Consider the following 20095-nt stretch of genomic DNA (forward strand, 5'->3'; position numbering starts at 1 on the left):
TCAAAAAATACCAAGGAATCCCCATGAGTGACTTCATCAGCAATTTCTGGCACTTGTACGTGGCAGGCATCACGCTGGTCAGCATCATCGCCTGCCTGCTTTTGCTGTGGTTCAGCGGCAAGGCCAAGGCCATGACCGCCAACGACAACACCACTGGCCACGTCTGGGACGGTGACCTGCGCGAGATGAACAACCCCTTGCCGCGTTGGTGGGTGGGCCTGTTCGTGATCACCATTGTCTTCTCCCTCGTTTACCTGGCCATGTACCCCGGTGCGGGCAGTTTTGCCGGCAAATTCGGCTGGTCTTCGGCGGGTCAATACGAAACCGAAGTGGCCAAAGGCAACGCCGAAGTGGCCCCCCTGTACGCCAAGTTTTTGGGTATGCCGCCTGAAGAGGTGTCCAAAGACCCGAAAGCCCTGGCCATTGGCGACCGCTTGTTCATGAACAACTGTGCGCAATGCCACGGCTCGGACGCACGGGGCAGCAAAGGCTTCCCCAATCTGGCCGATGCCGACTGGCTCTATGGCGGCACACCTGACGCGATCAAGACCACCTTGGTGCAAGGCCGTGCGGGCAACATGCCCCCCATGGCCGCAGCGGTGGGTGGCCCTGAAGACGTGCGCAACGTGGCCCACTATGTGCTCAGCCTGTCGGGTAGCCCGCACGACTCCCTGCGCGCCTCGCTGGGCAAGTCCAAGTTTGGTGTCTGCGCAGCCTGCCACGGCATGGACGGCAAGGGCAACCACGCCCTGGGTGCGCCCAACCTGACCGACGACATCTGGCTGCACGGTTGGGGTGAAAACGCCATCGTGAACATGATCAACAACGGCAAGGTCAACCAGATGCCCGCCCAGGCCCAGAAGCTGACCGAAGGTCAGATCCATGTGCTGGCCTCTTATGTCTGGGGCTTGTCCAACAACGCCCCGGCGAGCACCACGGTCAGCGCCGCGAAATGATGTCCCCCGTGCAGCAGGCCCGTCCTGCTGCACCCTTTGACCCAAGGTCTGCATTTTGTCCATCCCCGATCAGCGTCCCCCCCGCAGCGTGATCCCCATCACCCCCGTACCCACCGACGGTGATGCGGAACTGGTGTCGCTGTACCAGGCGCACCAAAAAATCTACCCACGCAGTGTGCAGGGCGTTTTCGCTCGCTGGCGTTGGTTGATGGTGGTCATCACGCAATTGGTTTTTTATGGCCTGCCTTGGCTGGAATGGGGGCAGCGCCAGGCGGTGCTGTTCGACCTGGGCGCTCGCCGCTTCTACATCTTCGGCCTCGTCCTGTATCCGCAAGACTTCATTTACCTGACGGCTTTGCTGGTCATCTCGGCACTCTCCTTGTTTCTGTTCACGGCAGTGGCAGGGCGTTTGTGGTGTGGTTTTGCCTGCCCGCAAACCGTTTACACCGAAATTTTCATCTGGATCGAGCGCCAGTTCGAGGGCGATCGATCTGCCCGCATGCGCCTGGATGCCGCACCGCTGAGCTTCAACAAAGTCTGGCGCAAGACGGGCAAGCAGCTCGCCTGGATCGTGTTCTCGTTGTGGACGGGTTTCACGTTCGTGGGCTACTTCACGCCCATCCGCGAGTTGACGGCATCGATCCTGTCGCTGGGCTTTGGCCCATGGGAAATTTTCTGGATCCTGTTTTACAGCTTTGCCACCTATGGCAACGCGGGCTTCATGCGCGAGCAGGTGTGCAAATACATGTGCCCCTATGCCCGCTTTCAAAGCGCCATGTTCGACAAGGACACGCTCATCGTCACCTACGACGAAGCGCGGGGCGAGCCCCGGGGTGCCCGCTCCAAAAAAGCCGATCCCCAAGCCCTGGGCCTGGGTTCTTGTGTGGACTGCACCTTGTGTGTGCAAGTTTGCCCCACGGGCATCGACATCCGCAAAGGCCTGCAGTACGAATGCATTGGCTGCGGCGCTTGTGTGGACGTGTGTGACAACGTGATGGACAAGGTGGGTTATCCGCGCGGCCTGATCAAGTTTTCCACGCAAAACGCGATGGACAAGGGCTGGAACTGGGCGCAAACGGTGCGCCGCATTTTCCGCCCCCGCGTGTTGGTCTACACCGCCGTGTTGTGGGCCATCATCGTCGGTGTCGGGGCATCCCTGTGGCTGCGCCAGCCTTTCAAAGTGGACATCGAACGCGACCGTGCCACTTTGGCCCGCATCGTTGCAGGCGGTCAGATCGAGAACGTGTACCGCCTGCAAATCATGAATGCAGCCGAACACCACTTGAACTTTGAGTTGCAGATCGATGGCTTGCCTGGCCTTAAGCTGGTGGGTGAGCCAGAGGTGCAAGTGGCCGCCACCGAGTCCCGCTGGGTCTCGGTGCGTTTGCAGCTGCCCTATGATGCGGCCGCTGCGGGCTCGCACCCGATCCATTTCCGCATCGCCTCACGCGCGCCCGATGGCCAAGTGGTGGGACAGTTGAGCGAGAAAACCGTGTTCCTGGTTCCCCGTTGATGGGTGACCTCCTTTTCAGAAAGACACACATGAACAACGCACTGCGCAAGCCCCAAGAGGGTCAACCCTGGTGGCGCTTTGGCCTGGTCTGGATGGTGGTGGGCGGCCCGGCCGTGGTGGTCGTGGCGGGATTGGTCACGTTTTACATTGCCGCCAGCAACCCCGACCCGGTGCTTCAGGTGACGCCGCGCAGCGCCATGCAGGAACGCCAGGGCATCACGCATGCTCCAGCCATGCAAGGCCGCAACCACGCGGCCACGGGCGAATTGCCCTCAGCGGTCCAGGCGCCTGCTGCCGCACCGACTCAACCCTGAGGCGAAGGGAGACACCATGCGGGCTCAACGTTGGATGTGGATTGCCTGGCCTGCCTTTTTGGTGGCCGGACTGATGGAAATGCTGGTGTTCGCCTTCGTCGACCCGCGAGACCTGCACTGGTTCGGGCGCGATCTGGACTTGTCCAGGCAAGCGATTTACACCTTGGCTTTTTTCGCGTTTTGGGGTCTGACCATGCTCTCCAGCGCCCTGACCACGCTGCTGGGCATGTCCCCGTTTGAAGTCAACCGCTGCCCGGTAGCGCCGGGCGATCGCCCGGCAGACTGTGCGCAGGGCGGCGTCAATGGCACGCGTTGTTGTTGACCAGACGCTGCAGGCCTTCGGTGTCCAGAATGCGGACATGGCGTTGTTTGACTTCCACCATGCCTTCCTCGACGAATTTGGAGAAAGTGCGGCTGACGGTTTCGAGCTTCAAACCCAGGTAGCTGCCGATTTCCTCGCGCGTCATGCGCAGCACCAGCTCGGACTGGGAAAAGCCACGGGCATGCAGACGTTGCACCAGATTCAGCAAAAAAGCGGCCAGTCGCTCTTCGGCCCGCATGCTGCCCAGCAGCAGCATCACGCCGTGTTCGCGCACGATTTCGCGGCTCATGATTTTGTGCACATGGCTTTGCAGCGCGGTCACCTCGCGTGAAATCTCTTCGATGCGGTCAAACGGCATGACACAGACCTCGGCATCTTCCAGGGCCACCGCATCGCAGGTGTGCTGGTCGTTCACGATGCCATCCAAACCAATGATTTCGCCTGCCATCTGAAAACCCGTGACCTGGTCGCGTCCATCTTCGGTGGCCAGGCAGGTTTTGAAAAATCCCGTGCGGATGGCGTACAGCGAGGTGAACTTCTCGCCGTTGGTGAACAAAGTGGTCCCGCGCTTGACTTTGCGGCGCACCGCCACCAGATCGTCGAGGCGGTTGAGGTCATGCTCGCTCAGGCCCATGGGCATGCACAACTCACGCAGGTTGCAATTGGAGCAGGCGACTTTGATGGCTTGGGGATTCATGGTTGATCTCATGGTTGAGAAATGGATTTGCCTTAGATCAAGTCTTGAGCTTATACCGAAAACGACCCCGAATTTCAGGGTATACCCTGTCTGTGCAGGAAATCCCGGGAAACCGGTAAAGCGTTTGACTTGAGTCAATACAAGCGTGGGGGCAAACAGGCAAAGTCGCACCATTGTTGTGAACACATTCGAATTAAGGGGCAGCCGCATGTCCGTCATCACGCCTGAATTGCTGACACGTTTTGACGTGCCCGGTCCGCGTTACACCTCCTATCCCACAGCGGATCGTTTCGTCGAAGCCTTTGGCGAGGCCGACTATGTGCAAGCCTTGGTGCAGCGTCAATCGGGTACGGTGGGCAAGCAGACACCGCTGTCCTTGTATGTGCACATCCCGTTTTGCGAATCGCTTTGTTATTACTGCGCTTGCAACAAAATCATCACCAAACACAAAGAGCGTTCTGCCGCGTATTTGAAATACCTCGGCAAAGAGGTTGAACTGCACACCCGGCACCTGGGGCGAGGGCAGTCGGTCAGCCAGTTGCACTTGGGTGGCGGCACGCCCACTTTCATGAGCGACGAAGAGCTGCGCCAACTCATGGCCATGCTGCGCGAGCATTTTGAATTCGTGCCGGGCGGTGAATACTCTGTCGAGGTGGACCCGCGCACCGTGGACGACAGTCGACTGGCCGTGCTGGCCGAATTGGGCTTCAACCGCCTGAGTTTCGGCGTGCAGGACTTTGACCCTGCGGTGCAAAAAGCCGTGCACCGCATACAGCCGTCCGAGCAGGTGTTTCAACTGGTTCAAGCGGCTCGCCGCCTCGGCTTCGAGTCGGTCAACGTCGATCTGATTTACGGCCTGCCTCTGCAAACCCCCGAGTCCTTTGACCGCACACTTGAGCAGGTGAAAAGTCTGCGTCCTGACCGCATTGCGCTGTATGCCTATGCGCACCTGCCCGAACGCTTCAAGCCCCAACGCCGCATCCATGCGCAAGAATTGCCCTCGGGTGCAGCCAAAGTGTCCATGCTGTCGCGCTCGCTCGACGCCTTGACCGATGCGGGTTATGTCTACATTGGCATGGACCACTTCGCCTTGCCCGACGACGCCTTGGCCGTGGCCAAAAGGCAAGGGCGTTTGCACCGCAACTTCCAAGGTTACAGCACGCAAGCCGATTGCGACCTGATTGCCTTGGGCGTCTCCTCCATCGGGCGGATCGGCGCGACTTACAGCCAGAACGCCAAGACCATGGAAGAGTACTGTGACCTGCTCGATCAGGGCCACTTTCCAGTGGTGCGGGGCCTGGCGCTCACGCGCGACGACCTGATTCGCCGCTCGGTCATCATGGCGCTGATGTGCCAGGGCCATTTGCAATACGAGTCCATCAACCTGGCCTGGTTGGTCGATTTCAAAACCCTGTTTGCCAAAGAGCTGAGCCAGCTCGAAGACATGCAGTCGCAAGGCCTGGTGGCGCTGAGTGACTCCGGCATCCAGGTCACCGCCATGGGCTGGTTTTTTGTGAGGGGCGTGGCCATGGTGTTTGACCGTTACGTCCAAGCCGACCGCAACCGCAGCCGCTTTTCCAAAATCATCTGATGCCTTGGGGCTTTGGGCATGGCCCGGCCATGGGCTGTGCGCATCGCCGACAATGCGACGCAGATCAACCAGCAGGCAGGGCATGCAAAGTTCTTTGGCCATCACGGCCTTGATGATGGGGGTGTTGGGTGGGCCACATTGTGTGGCCATGTGTGGCGCCGCCTGTGCGGGCCTGGGCCGGGCGGCGGGTGAGCGGCGGGCGCAGGCCTTGCTGGCTTTTCAGCTCGGGCGTTTGGCCGGGTATTCACTGCTGGGCGCGGTGGCTGCAGCCAGCGTGCAGGGCCTGGGCTGGTTGACCACGCAGTCGGCCGCCATTCGCCCGGTCTGGACCTTGCTGCACCTCACGGCGCTGGTGCTGGGCTTGCTGCTCATGCTGCAGGCACGACAACCCGTGTGGCTCGATGCCGCCGCTCGCCGCTTGTGGGCGCATGTGCGAGCCTTCAACAGCCGCTGGGGACGCGCCGCGCCCTGGATGGTGGGCGGGCTGTGGGCCTTGATGCCTTGCGGTTTGCTGTATTCGGCTTTGATGGTGGCCGCTTTGACCAGCCAGCCTGTGGAGGGTGCGGCGACCATGGCCTTGTTTGCGCTGGGCAGCAGCCTTAGCCTGTGGGCTGGGCCCTGGTTGTTTTTGCGCATGCAAACACTCGGTGACGGAGCCTGGGGCATGCGTGTGGCTGGTTTGGCGCTGGCAGGCGTCTCGGCCTGGGCTTTGTGGATGGGTTTGGTGCATGACCAAGCCCCCTGGTGCGTTACACCCTGAAACCAAACCGCACCGGACCAGACAGTTCTTTGACCCTGCTGGCCTTCACAATGCGCGTGTTTCTGTCAGTTGTTTTGACCCATTCCCGGAAAGAGCCCATGACTTTGATTTCCAAGCCTTCCATGGCCTTGGCCCTGATGACCACGCTTTTGGGGCCTGTCGCCTTCGCACAAGGCCCAAACCCATCCACCTCTCAGATGCCTCATGCGGGCCATGCTGTCGCGCATCAAGTCCTGCACCTGAGTGCATCGGCACAGACCGAAGTGGCTCAAGACTGGCTGGTCATGAGCTTGTCGGTTCAAAAAGAGGGCTTGCAAGCGCCTGCGGTTCAAAAGCAGCTCAACGCGGTGCTGTCGGCCGCCTTGGCTGTTGCCAGCCCCATGGCCAAGCCCGGCGCACTGGAAGTGAGAACGGGCGAGATGAACGTTTCACCCCGGTATGGGCGAGATGGGAAGATCAATGGCTGGGCAGGGACGGCGCAATTGGTGTTGCAGGGCCGCGATGCCGAGCAGATCGCCACCCTCGCGGCGCGCTTGCCAGAGATGACGGTCTCGCGGATCGAATGGCGGCTGAGTGCAGAGCAAAAGAATGCGGCCGAAACACGCATCCAGGCCGAGGCGGTCGCACGTTTTCAGACCCGAGCCCAAGCCTTGACGCAGCAGTTTGGCTTCAGCGCTTACACCCTCAGGGAAGTGCGCGTGAACGCGCAAGAGGCCAGTGAGGGCAGTGTCATGCCCCGCATGGCCATGGTGCAGATGGACGAGGCACCCGCTGCTGTGCCTACGATGGCAGGCAAGTCGCGCGTGGTGGTGAACCTGACGGGCAGCATCGCCATGCGCTGACAGGGTGGGCCTGAGTTCAGGCCCTGAATCAGGCGGACAGGCCTTTGTAGAGCATGTAAGCGGCCAGAAGATAAAGCACGCTGGCAAAAACGCGCTTGAGTTGCTTGACCGGCAGTTTGTGGGCCGTTGCCGCGCCAATGGGGGCCATGAGCACGCTGCACACGGCGATCACCGCCAAAGCCGGCAACCACAAGTAGCCAAAGCTGTAGGTTGGCAGGTCCTGCACGTTCTGACCGCTGACGATGTAACCGGCCACGTTGGCCAGCGCAATCGGAAAACCCAAAGCTGCGCTGGTGGCCACCGCGTTGTGGATGGCCACATTGCACCAGGCCATGAACGGCACGCTGATGAAGCCTCCGCCTGCACCCACCAGACCCGACAGCAAGCCGATCAGACCGCCTGCGCCCAGCAAACCCTGGAAGCCAGGCACTTGGCGAGAAGGGGCGGGTTTTTTGTCCAGAAACATTTGTGTCGCCGAGAAGCCGACAAAAGCCGCAAAAAACAAGGCCAGGTAAGTGCCTTTGGCGAAAGCAAAAATGCCCATGCTGCCGATCAGGCTGCCGATCACAATGCCTGGGGCCAGGCCCTTGACCAGATCCCAGCGCACGGCTTTTTTCTTATGGTGGGCACGCACACTGGAGACGCTGGTGAAGATGATGGTGGCCATGGATGTGGCGATCGCCATCTTGACGGCCAGGTCGGGGCTGACCCCACGCGCACCCAGCAGGTAAGTCAAGAACGGCACCATGATCATGCCGCCGCCAATGCCCAACAGGCCCGCCAAAAAGCCCGTACACAGGCCCAAAACGGCCAATTCGGCCAACAGCAGAGGTTCGATGATCATGGGGGAATGGAGAGTCTAGAAAGGAAAGGTGTCTGCGAGTGCCACCGGACCGGCATCCTGAACCGGGGTTCAGGTGGGCGAGGGCAGACTGGCGTTGGGTTCATCTGACGCGAGACGATCACGCTCACCAGCCAATGTACCAAGCCCGGGCTCTAAGAGCATTGGTTCAAGGAAATATAAAGCCCGGCATGCACCGCAGACCATGGCATTGTAGGACTTTCAAAAGACCTGCCACAGAACAACGTCTGCATCAGATCAATTGACCGTCTTGCTCCAGAACATGGTCCAGACGCTTGAGCAGCTGCGACAAGCGCTCTTGTGATGCTTCGGGGACATCTGCCGCAGCAGCTTGGGTGTTGGTGGTGGGCGAAGGCGTTTCAGATTGCTCGAAGGCCAGATTCAACGCTGCCAGAACGGCGATGCGGTCACGCGCCTTGATCTTGCCGGCATCGCGGATCTTGCACATGGCTTCATCCACTTTGCGCACAGCAGCCAACAAGCGCTCTTGACCCCCCTCGGGGCAACCGAGGATATAACTTTGTCCCATGATCTGGACGTCCAATTGTTTGTTGCTCATGCTGAAGCCTCAGGAGATGCGGGGGTGCTGGATGCGGGCAAACGCTCAATCAGGGCATCCACACGCGCTCTGGCTGCCGCCAGTCGGGATTTGAGCTGGTCACGCTCAAGGGTCAGCGCCTGGACTTGCTGGGCCAATAAAGCGTTGGTGCGTTGAAGCTCTTCGTGGCGCAGCAACAAATGATCCACACGCTCGGCAATTTGATCAATGGTGTCGGAATGGGCCATGGCAGACAAAGAAAAAGAGATTTCGCATTGTAGAGCGTGGGCGATTTTGTAGGCTGGGAGACAGTTTGGCGCATAAAATGATCGCTGTTGGTGCTCGCGATGCCGGTTCACGGCGCGCAGTTCAACGGGAAGCAGGAGGGAAAAGCCACCACGGCCGACCTAACCTGCGCTGCCCCCGCAACGGTAAGCAGACGGGTTTTCTGTCAAAAGAAAACCCAGCTTTCATCTCAAACCACTGGTCGCCCTGAAACAGGCAACTGGGAAGGTGATGGAAGTCGCTCTGTCAGCCCGGATACCGGCCAACAAGGTGACCTGTCGCAAGATAGGTTGTAAAGCCCATGCACTGTCGGGGAAGGCGGTGAGGGCGTTTGACTTGTTAGTTTCTCATGAAGAAAAATATTTCTACTGTGGCGCGTTATGCCGCCCATACTTGTGGTGTCGCTCCAATTTTGTGGGCTTCGGTTGTCCATGCTCAGGTGCAGGGCGTAGCCCCAAGCCTTGACCTGTCACAAAACTCTGTGGTGATCAGTGCATCCAAATACAAACAGGATGCGCATGAGTTGCCGGTAGCCACCACCGTAATTACCCGTGCCGAGATCGAGTCCTCTGGTGTTGGAACAGTCAACGAGGCCATCATGAAACTCGGTGGTGTGCTGGGCCGTCCAAGTCTTTCCGGGGGAAACGAATACTCTTTGGACCTCGGGGGATTTGGTGATACTGCCGCCTCCAACATGGTGGTGGTCATTGACGGTATCGCTTACAAGCAGGGAGACTCCAGTGAACTGAGATTGTCTGCCTTGGCGCTTGATCAGATTGAGCGAATCGAGATTCTCCGAGGCTCATCGTCTGTGCTGTACGGCGAAGGGGCGGTTGCAGGCGTGATCCACATCATCACGAAAGCTTCGGGGCTGGTGCATCCATTGGGTGTCTCGGGGCAGGCTACCGCTTCTGTGGGCTCCTACGGGACACGTGAAGTGAAAGGCGGCTTGTTCTATTCGGCTGAGCAATGGAGTTTCAATGCTTCGGGACTAGACCGTCGATCAGACGGTTATCGTCAAAACGGCGCAAGTTCTGACAAAAACGTCAATGTGTCCGCACAGTTCCGTGGAGATAGCTTTCGCGTTGGCGTCATTGCTAATCAGCGCAGTGAGCATGCACAGACACCGGGTGGATTGACGCTGACGCAGTACGCTGCCGACCCACGCCAAGCACAACCCTCTTCATTCAGCAACCGAACTTATCTGGATGCTAGGGCCAATGGCCAGGCGGCATTTGTTGAGGCGGATGTCTTGGGGAGTGTGTTGCGATTGGATTTGGCTCAGCGCAAGCGAGATTACGAAGCGCTGGCGGTCATGGGAGCTTCCGCATATCCGTTGCGATTTGAAACCAGCAACAACAGCACGGGACTGCAAGCGATTCGTCCCATGGACACAAGCTGGGGTCGCCAAACCTTAACGGTCGGTACAGAGAAAATTAACTGGGATCAAAACCGCATTTACCCGCTCAATCCCAGTTTTGGCAGCAGCATCAAACTGGGCTACAACACCACATCCTATTTCCTTAAAAGCGATTCGATCCTGAAGGCTACCGGTACGCAGTTGTCGGTGGGTTATCGCTCCGAAGATATTGATAAATTCCAGAGTATCGTGGGGGGATTCACTCCAGGGAAAACGGTCAGTACAGACAAATTGTCTGCGGCAGAGTTGGGGTTTTCGCAGACACTGAACGAGGCTGCGACGGTGTATGGGCGTTGGGCGGAATCTTACCGCTTGCCTAACGTAGATGAGTTCACGACTCCGGCCTACGACATGAACGGTAACCCAATTGCTCTGCGGCCCCAAACCTCTACGGAGAAGGAGCTTGGCCTCAAGTACCGCTGGCCAAGCCAGGCTCGTGCCAGTGTCCGCTGGGCGCGCTCAGATCTGAGAAACGAGATCATTTACGACCCTGCTAACTGGGCCAACATCAATCTGGAACCTACCCGCCGCCAGACTCTGGAATTCTTCTGGAGCTATCCGCACAGCTCTAGCCTCAGTGTTTCGGGTAGCCTGAGTCTGCGAGATGCTAAGTTCTTGTCTGGCGCCAATATGGGCAAACAAGTGCCCATGTCGCCCAAGCAGTCATTGGGTGTACGGGTCGATTGGCGCATGCCTGCCAACCAAGTCATGTCATGGATGGTGACGGCGGTTAGTCAGCAAGCCATTGCAGGCAGCTTTGATAACGCCAGCAAAATGCCCGGATACGCCACACTCGATTGGCGCTATGCACATAGCCTCGACAAACTTGAGTTGTCGATTCTTGTGAAAAATCTGCTGGACAAGAAATACTATGGCTATGCCACGACAACCAGTGGTTACACCTTGTATCCGGACATGGGACGAAATCTCATGTTGACGGCTAAGTACAAGTTTTGACGCTTGTATGCAAAGCTTGGTGCTCGGCCCCCAACGCATCGTCTGTCTTACCGAAGAGACAACGGAGTGGCTCTATTTGTTGGGGCAGGAGCAGCGCATCGTGGGCATCTCGGGCTACACGGTGCGTCCGCGCCGTGCCCGTGAAGAGAAGCCCAAGGTCAGTGCATTTTTGAGCGCCAAGATCGACAAGATCCTGGCGCTCAAGCCTGATTGTGTTTTTGGTTTTTCAGACCTTCAGGCCGACATTGCGTCCTTGTTGATCAAGGCAGGCGTGCAGGTCACGGTGTTCAACCAGCGCAGCGTGGATGAAATTTTTTCCATGCTGTATCAGGTGGCGGCCATGGTGGGGCAGGCCGAGCAGGGCTTGCAGCGTTTGCAGGCCATGCGGGCCGAGCTGGAGGCGATCCAGCACAAGGCGGCAGGCTTCAAGCGCCGACCCAAGGTATTTTTTGAAGAATGGGACGAGCCCCACATCAGTGGCATCCGCTGGGTGTCTGAATTGTTGGGCATGGCCGGGGGCGACGATGTGTTCCCCGAGCTGGCGGTGCAGTCGCTGGGCAAGGACCGCATCATCGCCGATCCACAGACCATCATCGACCGCGCCCCCGACATCGTCATCGGCTCCTGGTGCGGCAAGAAGTTCCGCCCTGAAAAAGTCGCAGCCCGACCCGGCTGGCAGCATGTGCCGGCCGTGCGCAATGGGCAGTTGTTTGAAATCAAATCGGCCGACATTTTGCAGCCGGGTCCTGCCGCCTTGACCGATGGCGTGGCCCAGATGCACCGCATCATCAGCCAATGGGTGGACCAATATGCGTGAAGCTCGGTCTTTCTGGTGGATCGGTTTGATGCTTTGCTCCGCCTTGGCACAGGCTGTGACGGTGCGTGACGACCGCCAGCAGGACGTGGTGATCGCCAAGCCGCCTGAGCGGATTGTGAGCCTCTTGCCGTCTCTGACCGAAACCGTTTGTGCGCTGGGCCAATGCCACAAGTTGGTCGGCTTGGACCGTTATTCCAACTGGCCCGAATCGGTGCGTCAGCTGCCGCGCATGGGCGGCGGTCTGGACCCCAGCATGGAAGCGGTGGTGGCGCTACGCCCCGATCTTGTGCTGATGGCCACTTCGGCGCGGGGTGCCGAGCGCTTTCAAGCCCTTGGTTTGACCGTGCTGGTGCTGGAGCCGCGCACCCATGCCGATGCGCAGCGGGTGCTGCACACCGTGGCGCAGGCGCTGGGTGTGCCCAAAGCCCAAAGCGATGCCGTTTGGCGGCAGATCGATGCGGGTGTGGTTGCGGCTGCGCAGTCTTTGCTGTCCCACGCCAAAGGGCAGAAAATTTACGTCGAAGTCAGCCCTGCGCCTTACGGTGCGAGCGAGTCGTCTTTCATTGGCGAGACACTCGCGCGTTTGGGCATGCGCAACATCTTGCCCGCCAGCTTGGGGCCTTTCCCCAAAATCAACCCCGAGTTCGTGGTGCGTGCCCAGCCCGATGTGATCATGGCCGGAGACAGCAGCCGCGCCAGCATGGCGCAGCGACCCGGGTGGTCTCAGCTCAAGGCGATCCAGTCGGGCAAGGTCTGCGCCTTTTCATCGGAAGAGTCCGACATGCTGGTGCGTGCGGGTCCGCGCATCGCCGAAGGTGCGCGCCTCATGGTGCAGTGTTTGCTGCGCATGGCGGGGGATAAGCCTTGAGCCATTCCCCCAAGCCCTGGCTGCTGAGTCTGGTGCTGATGGTGCTGGGCGCGGTGGGCATTGCCGTGGGCAGTGCCATGGGCAGCACGGGTTGGGCGCCTTGGTGGTCGGACGTGCAAGACCCGATCACCTCGCAAATCGTGTGGGACATCCGTTTGCCCCGTTCTTTGGGGGCCTGGGCGGGCGGCGCTTTGCTGGGCTTGGCCGGGGCCTTGGCGCAAGGCTTGTTTCGCAACCCCTTGGCCGATCCTTATTTGTTGGGCAGTGCCTCGGGCGCGTCACTGGGCGTGGCCATTTACCTGAGCCTGTTTGGCGGCAGCGTGATGGCCATGGGATGGTGGGTCAAACTGGGCATGACGGGCGCTGCGTTCGTGGGTGCGGTGCTGGCCGTGATGCTGACCTTGCTGCTGGCCCGAGGTGTGCAACACACCTTGCGCTTGTTGCTGGCGGGCGTGGTGGTGGGCGTGGTGCTGGGCGCCATCACCTCGTTTTTGAATTTGTGGCGGCCCGAGGTCTGGCAGGGCATGCAAGGCTTCATGCTGGGCTCCACAGGCTTCATGGCCTGGACCTCGTGTGTGTTGATGTGCGCGGTCTTGCTGTTGTGCGGGGCTTTGGCGGTGGTGATGGCGCGTGTTTTGGATGCCCTCACCTTGGGCGAAAACACCGCATTGAGCCTTGGGGTGCCATTGGCACAAGCCCGCGTGTGGTTGATCACCGTGATCGCTTTGGCCACGGGCACGGCGGTGGCGCAAATGGGGTTGATCGCGTTTGTGGGCTTGGCCGCACCCCATGTGGTGCGGGCGGTGGTGCGTACCACGCACCGCTGGACGGTGGTGTTGGCCGCTTTGACGGGCGGTTGGCTGTTGTTGCTGGCGGACCTGCTGGCCCGCGGCTTGATCGCCCCACAGGAAATGCCGGTGGGTGTGCTCACAGCGGTGCTGGGCGGTGGTTATTTGCTGTGGCGCATGTCCCGCATCTCATCGGTTCGGGGGCTGTCATGATCGCCGCCTTGCAAGCGCTTGATCTGCGTGTTGGCCTCGGTGGGCAGGAGGTGCTGCACGGGGTGAACTTGACCCTGCCCGCTGGCCGCTGGACCAGCATCGTGGGGCCCAACGGCGCTGGCAAATCCACCTTGCTCAAGGCTTTGTCGGGTTTGCTGCCGGCACAAGGCCAGGTGCATTGGTTTGGCCAACCCTTGACCGGTATCGCGCGGCGAGAGCGGGGGCAGCAGCTGTCCTGGTTGGGGCAGGGCGAGGGCGCCAGCGACGACTTGCGGGTGTTTGATGTGGTCATGCTGGGCCGCCTGCCTTTTCAGGACTGGTTGTCGGCGCCCAGTGTGCTGGACCAGCAAATGGTCGAGTCGGCCCTGAAGGCCACGCAAGCTTGGGACTGGCGTGATCGTACCTTGGGGCAGTTGTCGGGCGGTGAACGTCAGCGCGTGTTGCTGGCCCGTGCCTTGGCGGTCAATGCGCCCATCATGCTGATGGACGAACCACTGGCCAATCTGGACCCACCGCACCAAGTGGACTGGCTGGAGCAGGTGCATTGCCTGTTGGCCCAAGGCACCACGGTGGTCAGCGTGTTGCACGAGATCGGCATGGCCTTGCACGCCGATGACGTGGTGGTCATGCAAGCCGGGCGCGTGGTGCACCATGGTGCCTGCGCCGATGAAGCCACGCAACGGGCCATTGAAGCGGTGTTCGACCAGCGCATCCGCATCGTGTCGGTAGAAGGGCAAAGCGTGGCGCTGCCCCGCTTGTGATGTCATGACTTCACCTCAAAAAGCGCGTTGCATCATGGTGCTGGGCACATCCAGCGGCGCTGGCAAAAGCTGGCTGACCACCGCACTGTGCCGCCACTACGCCCGTCAGGGCCTCAAAGTCGCGCCTTTCAAGGCACAGAACATGAGCAACAACGCCCGCGTGGTCGCCAGTGCCAGTGGGCTGGGCGAGATTGGCAGTGCGCAATATTTCCAGGCGCTGGCGGCCAAAGCCGAACCCGATGTGCGCATGAACCCCTTGCTGCTCAAGCCCGAGGCCGACACGCGCAGCCAAGTGGTGCTGTTGGGGCAGGTGCATGCCGAACTGACCGAAACCCCTTGGCGCGGGCGCAGCGAAAAAGTCTGGCCACAGATTGCGCAGGCTTTGGACGAACTGATCGCCGAGAACGATGTGGTGGTGATCGAAGGCGCGGGATCGCCAGCCGAGATCAACCTGATGGCCAGCGACATCGTCAACCTGCGCGTGGCACGCCACGCCAACGCCCAATGCCTGCTGGTGACCGACATTGACAAGGGTGGGGCCTTTGCCCACCTGTATGGCACCTGGGCACTGCTGCCGCCCGAAGACCAAAAACGCATCACGGGCTTTGTGCTCAACAAGTTCCGGGGCGACGCCAGTTTGCTGGCCCCAGCGCCCGAGATGCTCCAGGACATGACGGGTGTGCCCACCGTTGCCGTCTTGCCCATGTGGTGGCAGCACGGCTTGCCCGAAGAAGATGGCGTGTTTGACGACCGCAGCCGTGCCAATGGGGCGGTGACCAAAACCGTGGTCGTGATCGCTTACCCGCGCATCAGCAATCTGGACGAGTTTCAGCCGCTCAAAAATGTGCCCGGCGTGCGTCTGCTTTGGGCCCGCAGCCCGGCCGACTTGGCAGGCTTGGAAGCCAGTGACTGGGTCATCCTGCCAGGCAGCAAACACACCAGCAGCGACTTGGCCTGGCTGCGCCAGCAGGGGCTGGACGCGGCCATCGCGCAGCATGCGCAGCGCGGTGGTGCGGTGCTCGGCATTTGCGGCGGCCTGCAAATGCTGGGCGAAGCGCTGATCGACACCCATGGCATCGATGGCAACGCACCGGGTCTGGGTCTGCTGCCGCTGGTGACTCAGTTCGCGCCAGACAAGACGGTGACCCAAACCGTGTCACGCTTTGGCCTGCTGGAAGGGGCTTGGGCTGCATTGAGTGACATCGAGGTCGCAGGCTATGAAATCCACCACGGCCAGACGCAGGGGCACAGCGCCATGCTGGCAGCAGGCACAGTTCTACGTGAAGTCATGCCGGGCATGGCGTGGCAAAGTGGCAGCGGTCAGGTTTTGGGCACCTATTTGCACGGGCTGTTCGAATGCCCGGCTGTGCTGCAAGCCTTGTTCGGCGCTGGGGTGCCGACGCTCGAAACGGTGTTCAACGGCTTGGCAGATTTCATTGAACAGCACATCGATCCCGCCGTCTTGCAGCGGCTGATTCAAGACCCCACCGCCCGGTAAAATCAGCACCATGGAACTCAAAATCGTCGTCTACTCCAAGTCCGCATGCCCGCAATGCGAGTCCGCCAAAATGCTGCTCAAAACCAAGTCGCTGGCTTTTGAAGAAATCAAGATCGATGGCGAAGCCGAGCGCATGGCGTTTTACGAAAAATGCGGCCCTTCGGTCCGCCAGATGCCCCAGATTTTCATCAACGACCAGCGCGTGGGTGGTCTGGCTGGCTTGCAGGCGGCCTTGGTTCAACTCGGGCGCTGAGACCCCCAAGCCCTGACCTCGACGCCAGCACCCGCTGCGTCAGGGCTGCGAACTGTGTGCTGGCGAACCGTTCATGACGAACGCTTGATCAATGATGGTGCCTTGGCAGGTGCCGTGCATTTCAGGAGTTCTCATGTCCAAAGTTCTGGTTCTTTACTATTCCACTTATGGTCACCTGGAGACCATGGCGCAGGCCGTGGCCGAGGGCGCTCGGTCAACAGGGGCGCATGTTGATCTGAAGCGGGTCGCGGAAACCGTGCCGTTGGCGATTGCCCAAAGCGGTCATTTCAAGCTGGATCAGGCCGCACCCGTGGCCACAGTGGCGGAGCTGGAAAACTACGACGCCATCATTGTCGGTGCGCCCACACGGTTTGGCCGGATGCCTGCTCAAATGGCCAGCTTTCTGGACCAGGCGGGTGGTCTGTGGGCACGCGGGGCCTTGCATGGCAAGGTGGGCGGCGCCTTCACATCGACGGCCACGCAGCACGGCGGGCAAGAGGTGACCCTGTTTTCCATCATCACCAACCTGATGCACTTTGGCATGGTCATCGTGGGCTTGCCCTACAGCCACCAAGGACAAATGAGTCTGGACGAAATTGTGGGTGGCACGCCCTATGGGGCCACGACCATTGCTGGCGGCAAGGGAGAACGTCAACCCAGCAAGATCGAGCTGGAGGGTGCGCGCCATCAAGGCATGCTGATTGCGCAAACAGCCAACAAGATTTTTGGCACCTGAGAGTCATCGACTTCTCAAGACCTGTGTGATGCATTCCGGCATGAAATAGAGGGCGCTGATGACATCCCAAAGACAGGAGTTCGACCCCTTGGGCCCCGTGCTGGTCGACTCGGATCGCTTGTGGGGGGCGCAAACTCAGCGCGCCCTCTTGCAATTCAACATCTCCAGTGAACGGATGCCTGTGGAACTGATCCACGCCTTGGCTTCGGTCAAGCGGTCTTGCGCCAAGGTCAATGGTGACTTGGGACTTTTGCCGATGCAAAAAGTGCGCAGCATCATGGTGACGACCGAAGAAGTCATGGCAGGCACGCACGACGCCGAGTTCCCGCTGTCGGTCTGGCAAACCGGCTCTGGCACACAGACCCACATGAACATGAACGAGGTGCTGGCCAATCGCGCATCCGAGCATTTGGCAGGCCCTCGTGGTCCAGAGCGGCTGGTCCATCCCAACGACGATGTGAATTTGGGCCAATCGTCCAACGATGTGTTTCCAACGGCCTTGCATGTGGCTGCGGCTTTGGGCATTTCGACACTCGTGTTGCCCGCGCTGGACGAGCTGCAGGCCAGCCTGCAGGAGAAATCACAGGCTTTCTCGGGCATCGTCAAGCTGGGCAGGACACACCTGCAAGATGCCACGCCGATCACGCTGGGACAGGAGTTTTCGGGCTATGCCGCGCAATTGGCCAACGCCCGCCAGCTGATCCAGGGTGCGCTGAGCTGGCTTTACCCATTGGCCATCGGCGGCACAGCGGTCGGAACAGGCCTGAACACCCACCCGGAATTTGGCCCACGTGTGGCGGCCGAGTTGGCGCGTTTGCACCACATGCCCTTTGCGAGTGCCGACAACAAGTTCGCAGCCTTGGCTGCACACGATGCTTTGGTGGCGACGCATGGCATGCTCAAAACGCTGGCCATTGCGCTGACCAAGATCGCCAACGACATTCGATGGCTGGCTTCAGGCCCGAGATCGGGTTTGGGCGAAATCACCATCCCGGACAATGAGCCCGGCAGCTCGATGATGCCCGGTAAGGTCAACCCCACCCAATGCGAAGCGTTGACCATGCTGTGTGCCCAAGTGATGGGCAACGATGTGGCCATGGGCATCGGCGCGGCGTCCGGGCATTTGGAGCTCAACGTCTACAAACCGCTGTTGGCCCACAACCTGCTGCAGAGCATTCGTCTTTTGGCCGACGGCATGCGCAGTTTCGACCGGCATTGCGTGCGGGGTATCCAGCCCGATGTTGAGCGCATCGAGGCGCACCTGAAGAAATCCTTGATGCTGGTGACCGCCTTGGTCCCGCACCTGGGCTATGACCGATCTGCAGAGATTGCCAAGTGGGCTTTGAAGAATGGCAGTTCACTTGCTGAGGCTGCGCTCTCGCTGGGCTATGCCAGTCAGGCGCAATTGGATCTTTGGCTTCAGCCCGCGGGGATGCTGGGGCCCATGCCAAGCCACGCCAACCCGGCACCTGATACCTGACACCTGAAACGCACCAGATCAAACGCCGTGGTGCTGCGCGGCCTGCATCAATGCACCAGCACAAAATCAATGAACCCCCGCTCGACCGAGGTGGAGACCAGCTTGACGGTCACCGCCTGGCCAACCCTCAGGTCGGGCAGTGGTCCCGTGAGCCGACCTTCTGCCGGAGGTTGAAGGATGCGGACCCAAACGCCGTGCTCCCCCAGGCCCGTCACCAAACCCCTGAAACGCTCGCCCACATGGGAATGCAGCAACAAGGCAGCCTCGGATTTGCGAACTTGGCGTTCCACTTTCTGTGCGGCATCTTCTTGCGCTGTGCAGTGCGACGCCAGATCGGCCAATTCGGCATGGGCGTAAGCGGGCTTGGCGTTGTTCAGGACCGACTTGATCAGCCGCTGGGTGATCAGATCAGGAAAGCGCCGATTGGGCGCGGTGGAATGCATGTAGTCGTGCACGGCCAAACCGAAATGGCCGATCGGGACATGGCCGGGGCGTTCCACCACGTATTCGCCCGAGCCCATGAGTTTCACGATGACCAGTGACAGGTCGGGAAACCGCAGCGGGTCCCGCTTGTGCTGGTTGGCCAAAAAGGTTTCCAGGGCTTGTCCGTCGGGTTCGTTCGGCAATGTGACCCCGTACTCTTGTGCCACCTGCACAATGCGCAACCAACGCTCGGGGGAGCGCACTACGCGGCGCAGCGATGCACGGCCGTGGGTCGCCAGAAAACGGGCGGTGCAGCGATTGGTGGCGATCATGAATTCTTCGATCAACTGCCTGGCCCGATTGTGTGGCTGCTGTTGAATGTCCGTGATCCGGTCGCCATCGAACAGCGCTTTGGGCTGAAAAGTTTCAAATTCCAGCGAACCTTCTGCACGCCGCAAGACCCTGAGTTTTTGTGCCAACTCGTCTTGCAGGCGCAGCTGAATCTGCATGCCCTTGACCCGGCGAGCGGGCTCCGGCAAATCGCCTTCACCCGCCAGCCACGCCGAAACGGCGTCGTATGCCAGCTGTGCCTTGTTGCGCACCCGCGCCCGATAGATCGACGACTCCAGCAAGACCCCGTCCTCGCTGAAAGCCATTTCAACCACCACAGCCAAACGGTCTTCGTCCTGATTGAGGGAGGTCAGATCGGTGCACAGCCGCTCAGGCAACATCGGAAAGATCAGGGCCGAGGTGTAGACCGATGTGGTGTTTTGGCGCGCATGTTCATCGATGGGCGTGCCTTTTTTCACCAACGCATCGACATCGGCAATGGCCACATGAACCCGGATCTTGCCTTGGTGCAGCGGCTCGATCACAGTCAATTGGTCCAGGTCACGCGAATCGTCGTTGTCGATCGAGCACCACAGCCATCCGGTGAGGTCCCGGACAGCCTCGTCAGACTCGGTAGCAGGGCCTTTGAGCGAGGCGACCTGTCGCTGTACAGCGTGTGAAAACTCCGGCTCCAGCCCTCTGCTGAACATGGCCCAGGTGGCGATGGTCGAAAGGTTGGCCCTGTGGTTGGACAGGATGTGGCGCATGAGGAGCCTTTCCGGGTATTGTCCCATTCTGCGCCTCTTGTGGGGATGAACACTGTTCGCAAAGCCTCTTTGGCGTGCCCGGTAAACTTGTTCTTGTGGTGCGC

The 20095-nt window shown here is 60.1% G+C and carries 21 protein-coding genes, 1 other RNA gene and 1 riboswitch; of the genes, 16 read left to right on the top strand and 6 right to left on the bottom strand.

Going from position 1 to position 20095, the window contains the following annotated elements:
• The first annotated feature begins 23 nt into the window (after nt 1-23).
• The 4 genes from ccoP (at nt 24) to ACZ5RT_RS09960 (ending at nt 3105) form a co-directional block, all read left to right on the top strand.
• Nucleotides 24-956 carry a cytochrome-c oxidase, cbb3-type subunit III gene (gene ccoP / locus ACZ5RT_RS09945; RefSeq protein WP_422169675.1) on the top strand — a complete coding sequence of 311 codons (933 nt, stop codon included), beginning with the start codon at nt 24-26 and terminating at the stop codon, nt 954-956.
• A gap of 61 nt (nt 957-1017) precedes the next feature.
• Nucleotides 1018-2469, top strand: coding sequence for a cytochrome c oxidase accessory protein CcoG (gene ccoG / locus ACZ5RT_RS09950; protein WP_464454211.1), 1452 nt, complete (start codon nt 1018-1020; stop codon nt 2467-2469).
• Between the two features lie 29 nt (nt 2470-2498).
• Nucleotides 2499-2783 carry a nitrogen fixation protein FixH gene (locus tag ACZ5RT_RS09955; protein WP_416561090.1) on the top strand — a complete coding sequence of 95 codons (285 nt, stop codon included), beginning with the start codon at nt 2499-2501 and terminating at the stop codon, nt 2781-2783.
• Between the two features lie 16 nt (nt 2784-2799).
• Nucleotides 2800-3105, top strand: coding sequence for a hypothetical protein (locus ACZ5RT_RS09960; protein WP_291929362.1), 306 nt, complete (start codon nt 2800-2802; stop codon nt 3103-3105).
• Here ACZ5RT_RS09960 and fnr read toward each other — a convergent pair.
• Nucleotides 3083-3802, bottom strand: coding sequence for a fumarate/nitrate reduction transcriptional regulator Fnr (fnr, locus tag ACZ5RT_RS09965; RefSeq protein ID WP_291929364.1), 720 nt, complete (start codon nt 3800-3802; stop codon nt 3083-3085). The genes ACZ5RT_RS09960 and fnr overlap by 23 nt on opposite strands.
• A gap of 208 nt (nt 3803-4010) precedes the next feature.
• On the opposite strand from fnr, the gene hemN reads away from it, so the two are divergent.
• From hemN to ACZ5RT_RS09980, 3 genes are all read left to right on the top strand, one after another.
• Nucleotides 4011-5393: an oxygen-independent coproporphyrinogen III oxidase gene (hemN, locus tag ACZ5RT_RS09970; RefSeq protein ID WP_464452339.1), complete on the top strand. Its 1383-nt coding sequence runs from the start codon at nt 4011-4013 to the stop codon at nt 5391-5393.
• Between the two features lie 82 nt (nt 5394-5475).
• A complete protein-coding gene (locus ACZ5RT_RS09975) occupies nt 5476-6153 on the top strand; it encodes a sulfite exporter TauE/SafE family protein (RefSeq protein ID WP_416561092.1) in 678 nt (225 codons plus the stop codon).
• A 98-nt stretch (nt 6154-6251) separates the two neighbouring features.
• On the top strand, nt 6252-6995 hold the full coding sequence (locus ACZ5RT_RS09980) for an SIMPL domain-containing protein (protein WP_291929370.1): 744 nt from the start codon (nt 6252-6254) through the stop codon (nt 6993-6995).
• A gap of 28 nt (nt 6996-7023) precedes the next feature.
• Here ACZ5RT_RS09980 and ACZ5RT_RS09985 read toward each other — a convergent pair whose 3' ends face one another.
• The 4 genes from ACZ5RT_RS09985 to ACZ5RT_RS10000 form a co-directional block, all read right to left on the bottom strand.
• Nucleotides 7024-7839, bottom strand: a complete 816-nt coding sequence (locus ACZ5RT_RS09985) for a sulfite exporter TauE/SafE family protein (RefSeq protein WP_464452340.1) — start codon at nt 7837-7839, stop codon at nt 7024-7026.
• A gap of 25 nt (nt 7840-7864) precedes the next feature.
• A non-coding RNA gene (ssrS, locus tag ACZ5RT_RS09990) (6S RNA) lies at nt 7865-8044 on the bottom strand.
• Nucleotides 8045-8089: 45 nt separating this feature from the next.
• Nucleotides 8090-8416, bottom strand: a complete 327-nt coding sequence (locus tag ACZ5RT_RS09995) for a cell division protein ZapA (RefSeq protein WP_464452341.1) — start codon at nt 8414-8416, stop codon at nt 8090-8092.
• Nucleotides 8413-8643 carry a DUF904 domain-containing protein gene (locus ACZ5RT_RS10000; protein ID WP_108426271.1) on the bottom strand — a complete coding sequence of 77 codons (231 nt, stop codon included), beginning with the start codon at nt 8641-8643 and terminating at the stop codon, nt 8413-8415. Before ACZ5RT_RS10000 ends, ACZ5RT_RS09995 begins: the two co-directional genes overlap by 4 nt.
• Nucleotides 8644-8714: 71 nt before the next feature.
• Nucleotides 8715-8961, top strand: a riboswitch (cobalamin riboswitch).
• A gap of 68 nt (nt 8962-9029) precedes the next feature.
• On the opposite strand from ACZ5RT_RS10000, the gene ACZ5RT_RS10005 reads away from it, so the two are divergent.
• The 9 genes from ACZ5RT_RS10005 (at nt 9030) to fumC (ending at nt 18471) form a co-directional block, all read left to right on the top strand.
• Nucleotides 9030-11057 carry a TonB-dependent receptor gene (locus ACZ5RT_RS10005; protein WP_464452342.1) on the top strand — a complete coding sequence of 676 codons (2028 nt, stop codon included), beginning with the start codon at nt 9030-9032 and terminating at the stop codon, nt 11055-11057.
• A 7-nt stretch (nt 11058-11064) separates the two neighbouring features.
• Nucleotides 11065-11874, top strand: a complete 810-nt coding sequence (locus ACZ5RT_RS10010) for an ABC transporter substrate-binding protein (RefSeq protein WP_464452343.1) — start codon at nt 11065-11067, stop codon at nt 11872-11874.
• A gap of 28 nt (nt 11875-11902) precedes the next feature.
• Nucleotides 11903-12742 carry an ABC transporter substrate-binding protein gene (locus ACZ5RT_RS10015; protein WP_464452344.1) on the top strand — a complete coding sequence of 280 codons (840 nt, stop codon included), beginning with the start codon at nt 11903-11905 and terminating at the stop codon, nt 12740-12742.
• Between the two features lie 38 nt (nt 12743-12780).
• Nucleotides 12781-13743, top strand: a complete 963-nt coding sequence (locus ACZ5RT_RS10020; protein ID WP_416561317.1) for a FecCD family ABC transporter permease — start codon at nt 12781-12783, stop codon at nt 13741-13743.
• Nucleotides 13740-14504 (top strand): ABC transporter ATP-binding protein, encoded by a 765-nt coding sequence (locus tag ACZ5RT_RS10025; RefSeq protein WP_464452345.1) that lies wholly within the window; start codon nt 13740-13742, stop codon nt 14502-14504. The genes ACZ5RT_RS10020 and ACZ5RT_RS10025 overlap by 4 nt, the downstream gene beginning before the upstream one ends.
• 34 nt (nt 14505-14538) lie before the next feature.
• On the top strand, nt 14539-16002 hold the full coding sequence (locus tag ACZ5RT_RS10030; protein ID WP_464454212.1) for a cobyric acid synthase: 1464 nt from the start codon (nt 14539-14541) through the stop codon (nt 16000-16002).
• 10 nt (nt 16003-16012) lie between these two features.
• On the top strand, nt 16013-16255 hold the full coding sequence (locus tag ACZ5RT_RS10035) for a glutaredoxin family protein (RefSeq protein ID WP_108426276.1): 243 nt from the start codon (nt 16013-16015) through the stop codon (nt 16253-16255).
• Nucleotides 16256-16388: 133 nt separating this feature from the next.
• On the top strand, nt 16389-16991 hold the full coding sequence (gene wrbA, locus ACZ5RT_RS10040) for an NAD(P)H:quinone oxidoreductase (RefSeq protein ID WP_464452346.1): 603 nt from the start codon (nt 16389-16391) through the stop codon (nt 16989-16991).
• Between the two features lie 58 nt (nt 16992-17049).
• Nucleotides 17050-18471: a class II fumarate hydratase gene (fumC, locus tag ACZ5RT_RS10045; RefSeq protein ID WP_464452347.1), complete on the top strand. Its 1422-nt coding sequence runs from the start codon at nt 17050-17052 to the stop codon at nt 18469-18471.
• Between the two features lie 47 nt (nt 18472-18518).
• On the opposite strand, the gene ACZ5RT_RS10050 is transcribed toward fumC, so the two are convergent.
• A complete protein-coding gene (locus ACZ5RT_RS10050) occupies nt 18519-19991 on the bottom strand; it encodes an RNB domain-containing ribonuclease (protein WP_464452348.1) in 1473 nt (490 codons plus the stop codon).
• Nucleotides 19992-20095: the final 104 nt, after the last annotated feature.

The organism is Limnohabitans sp. TEGF003 (assembly GCF_055395455.1).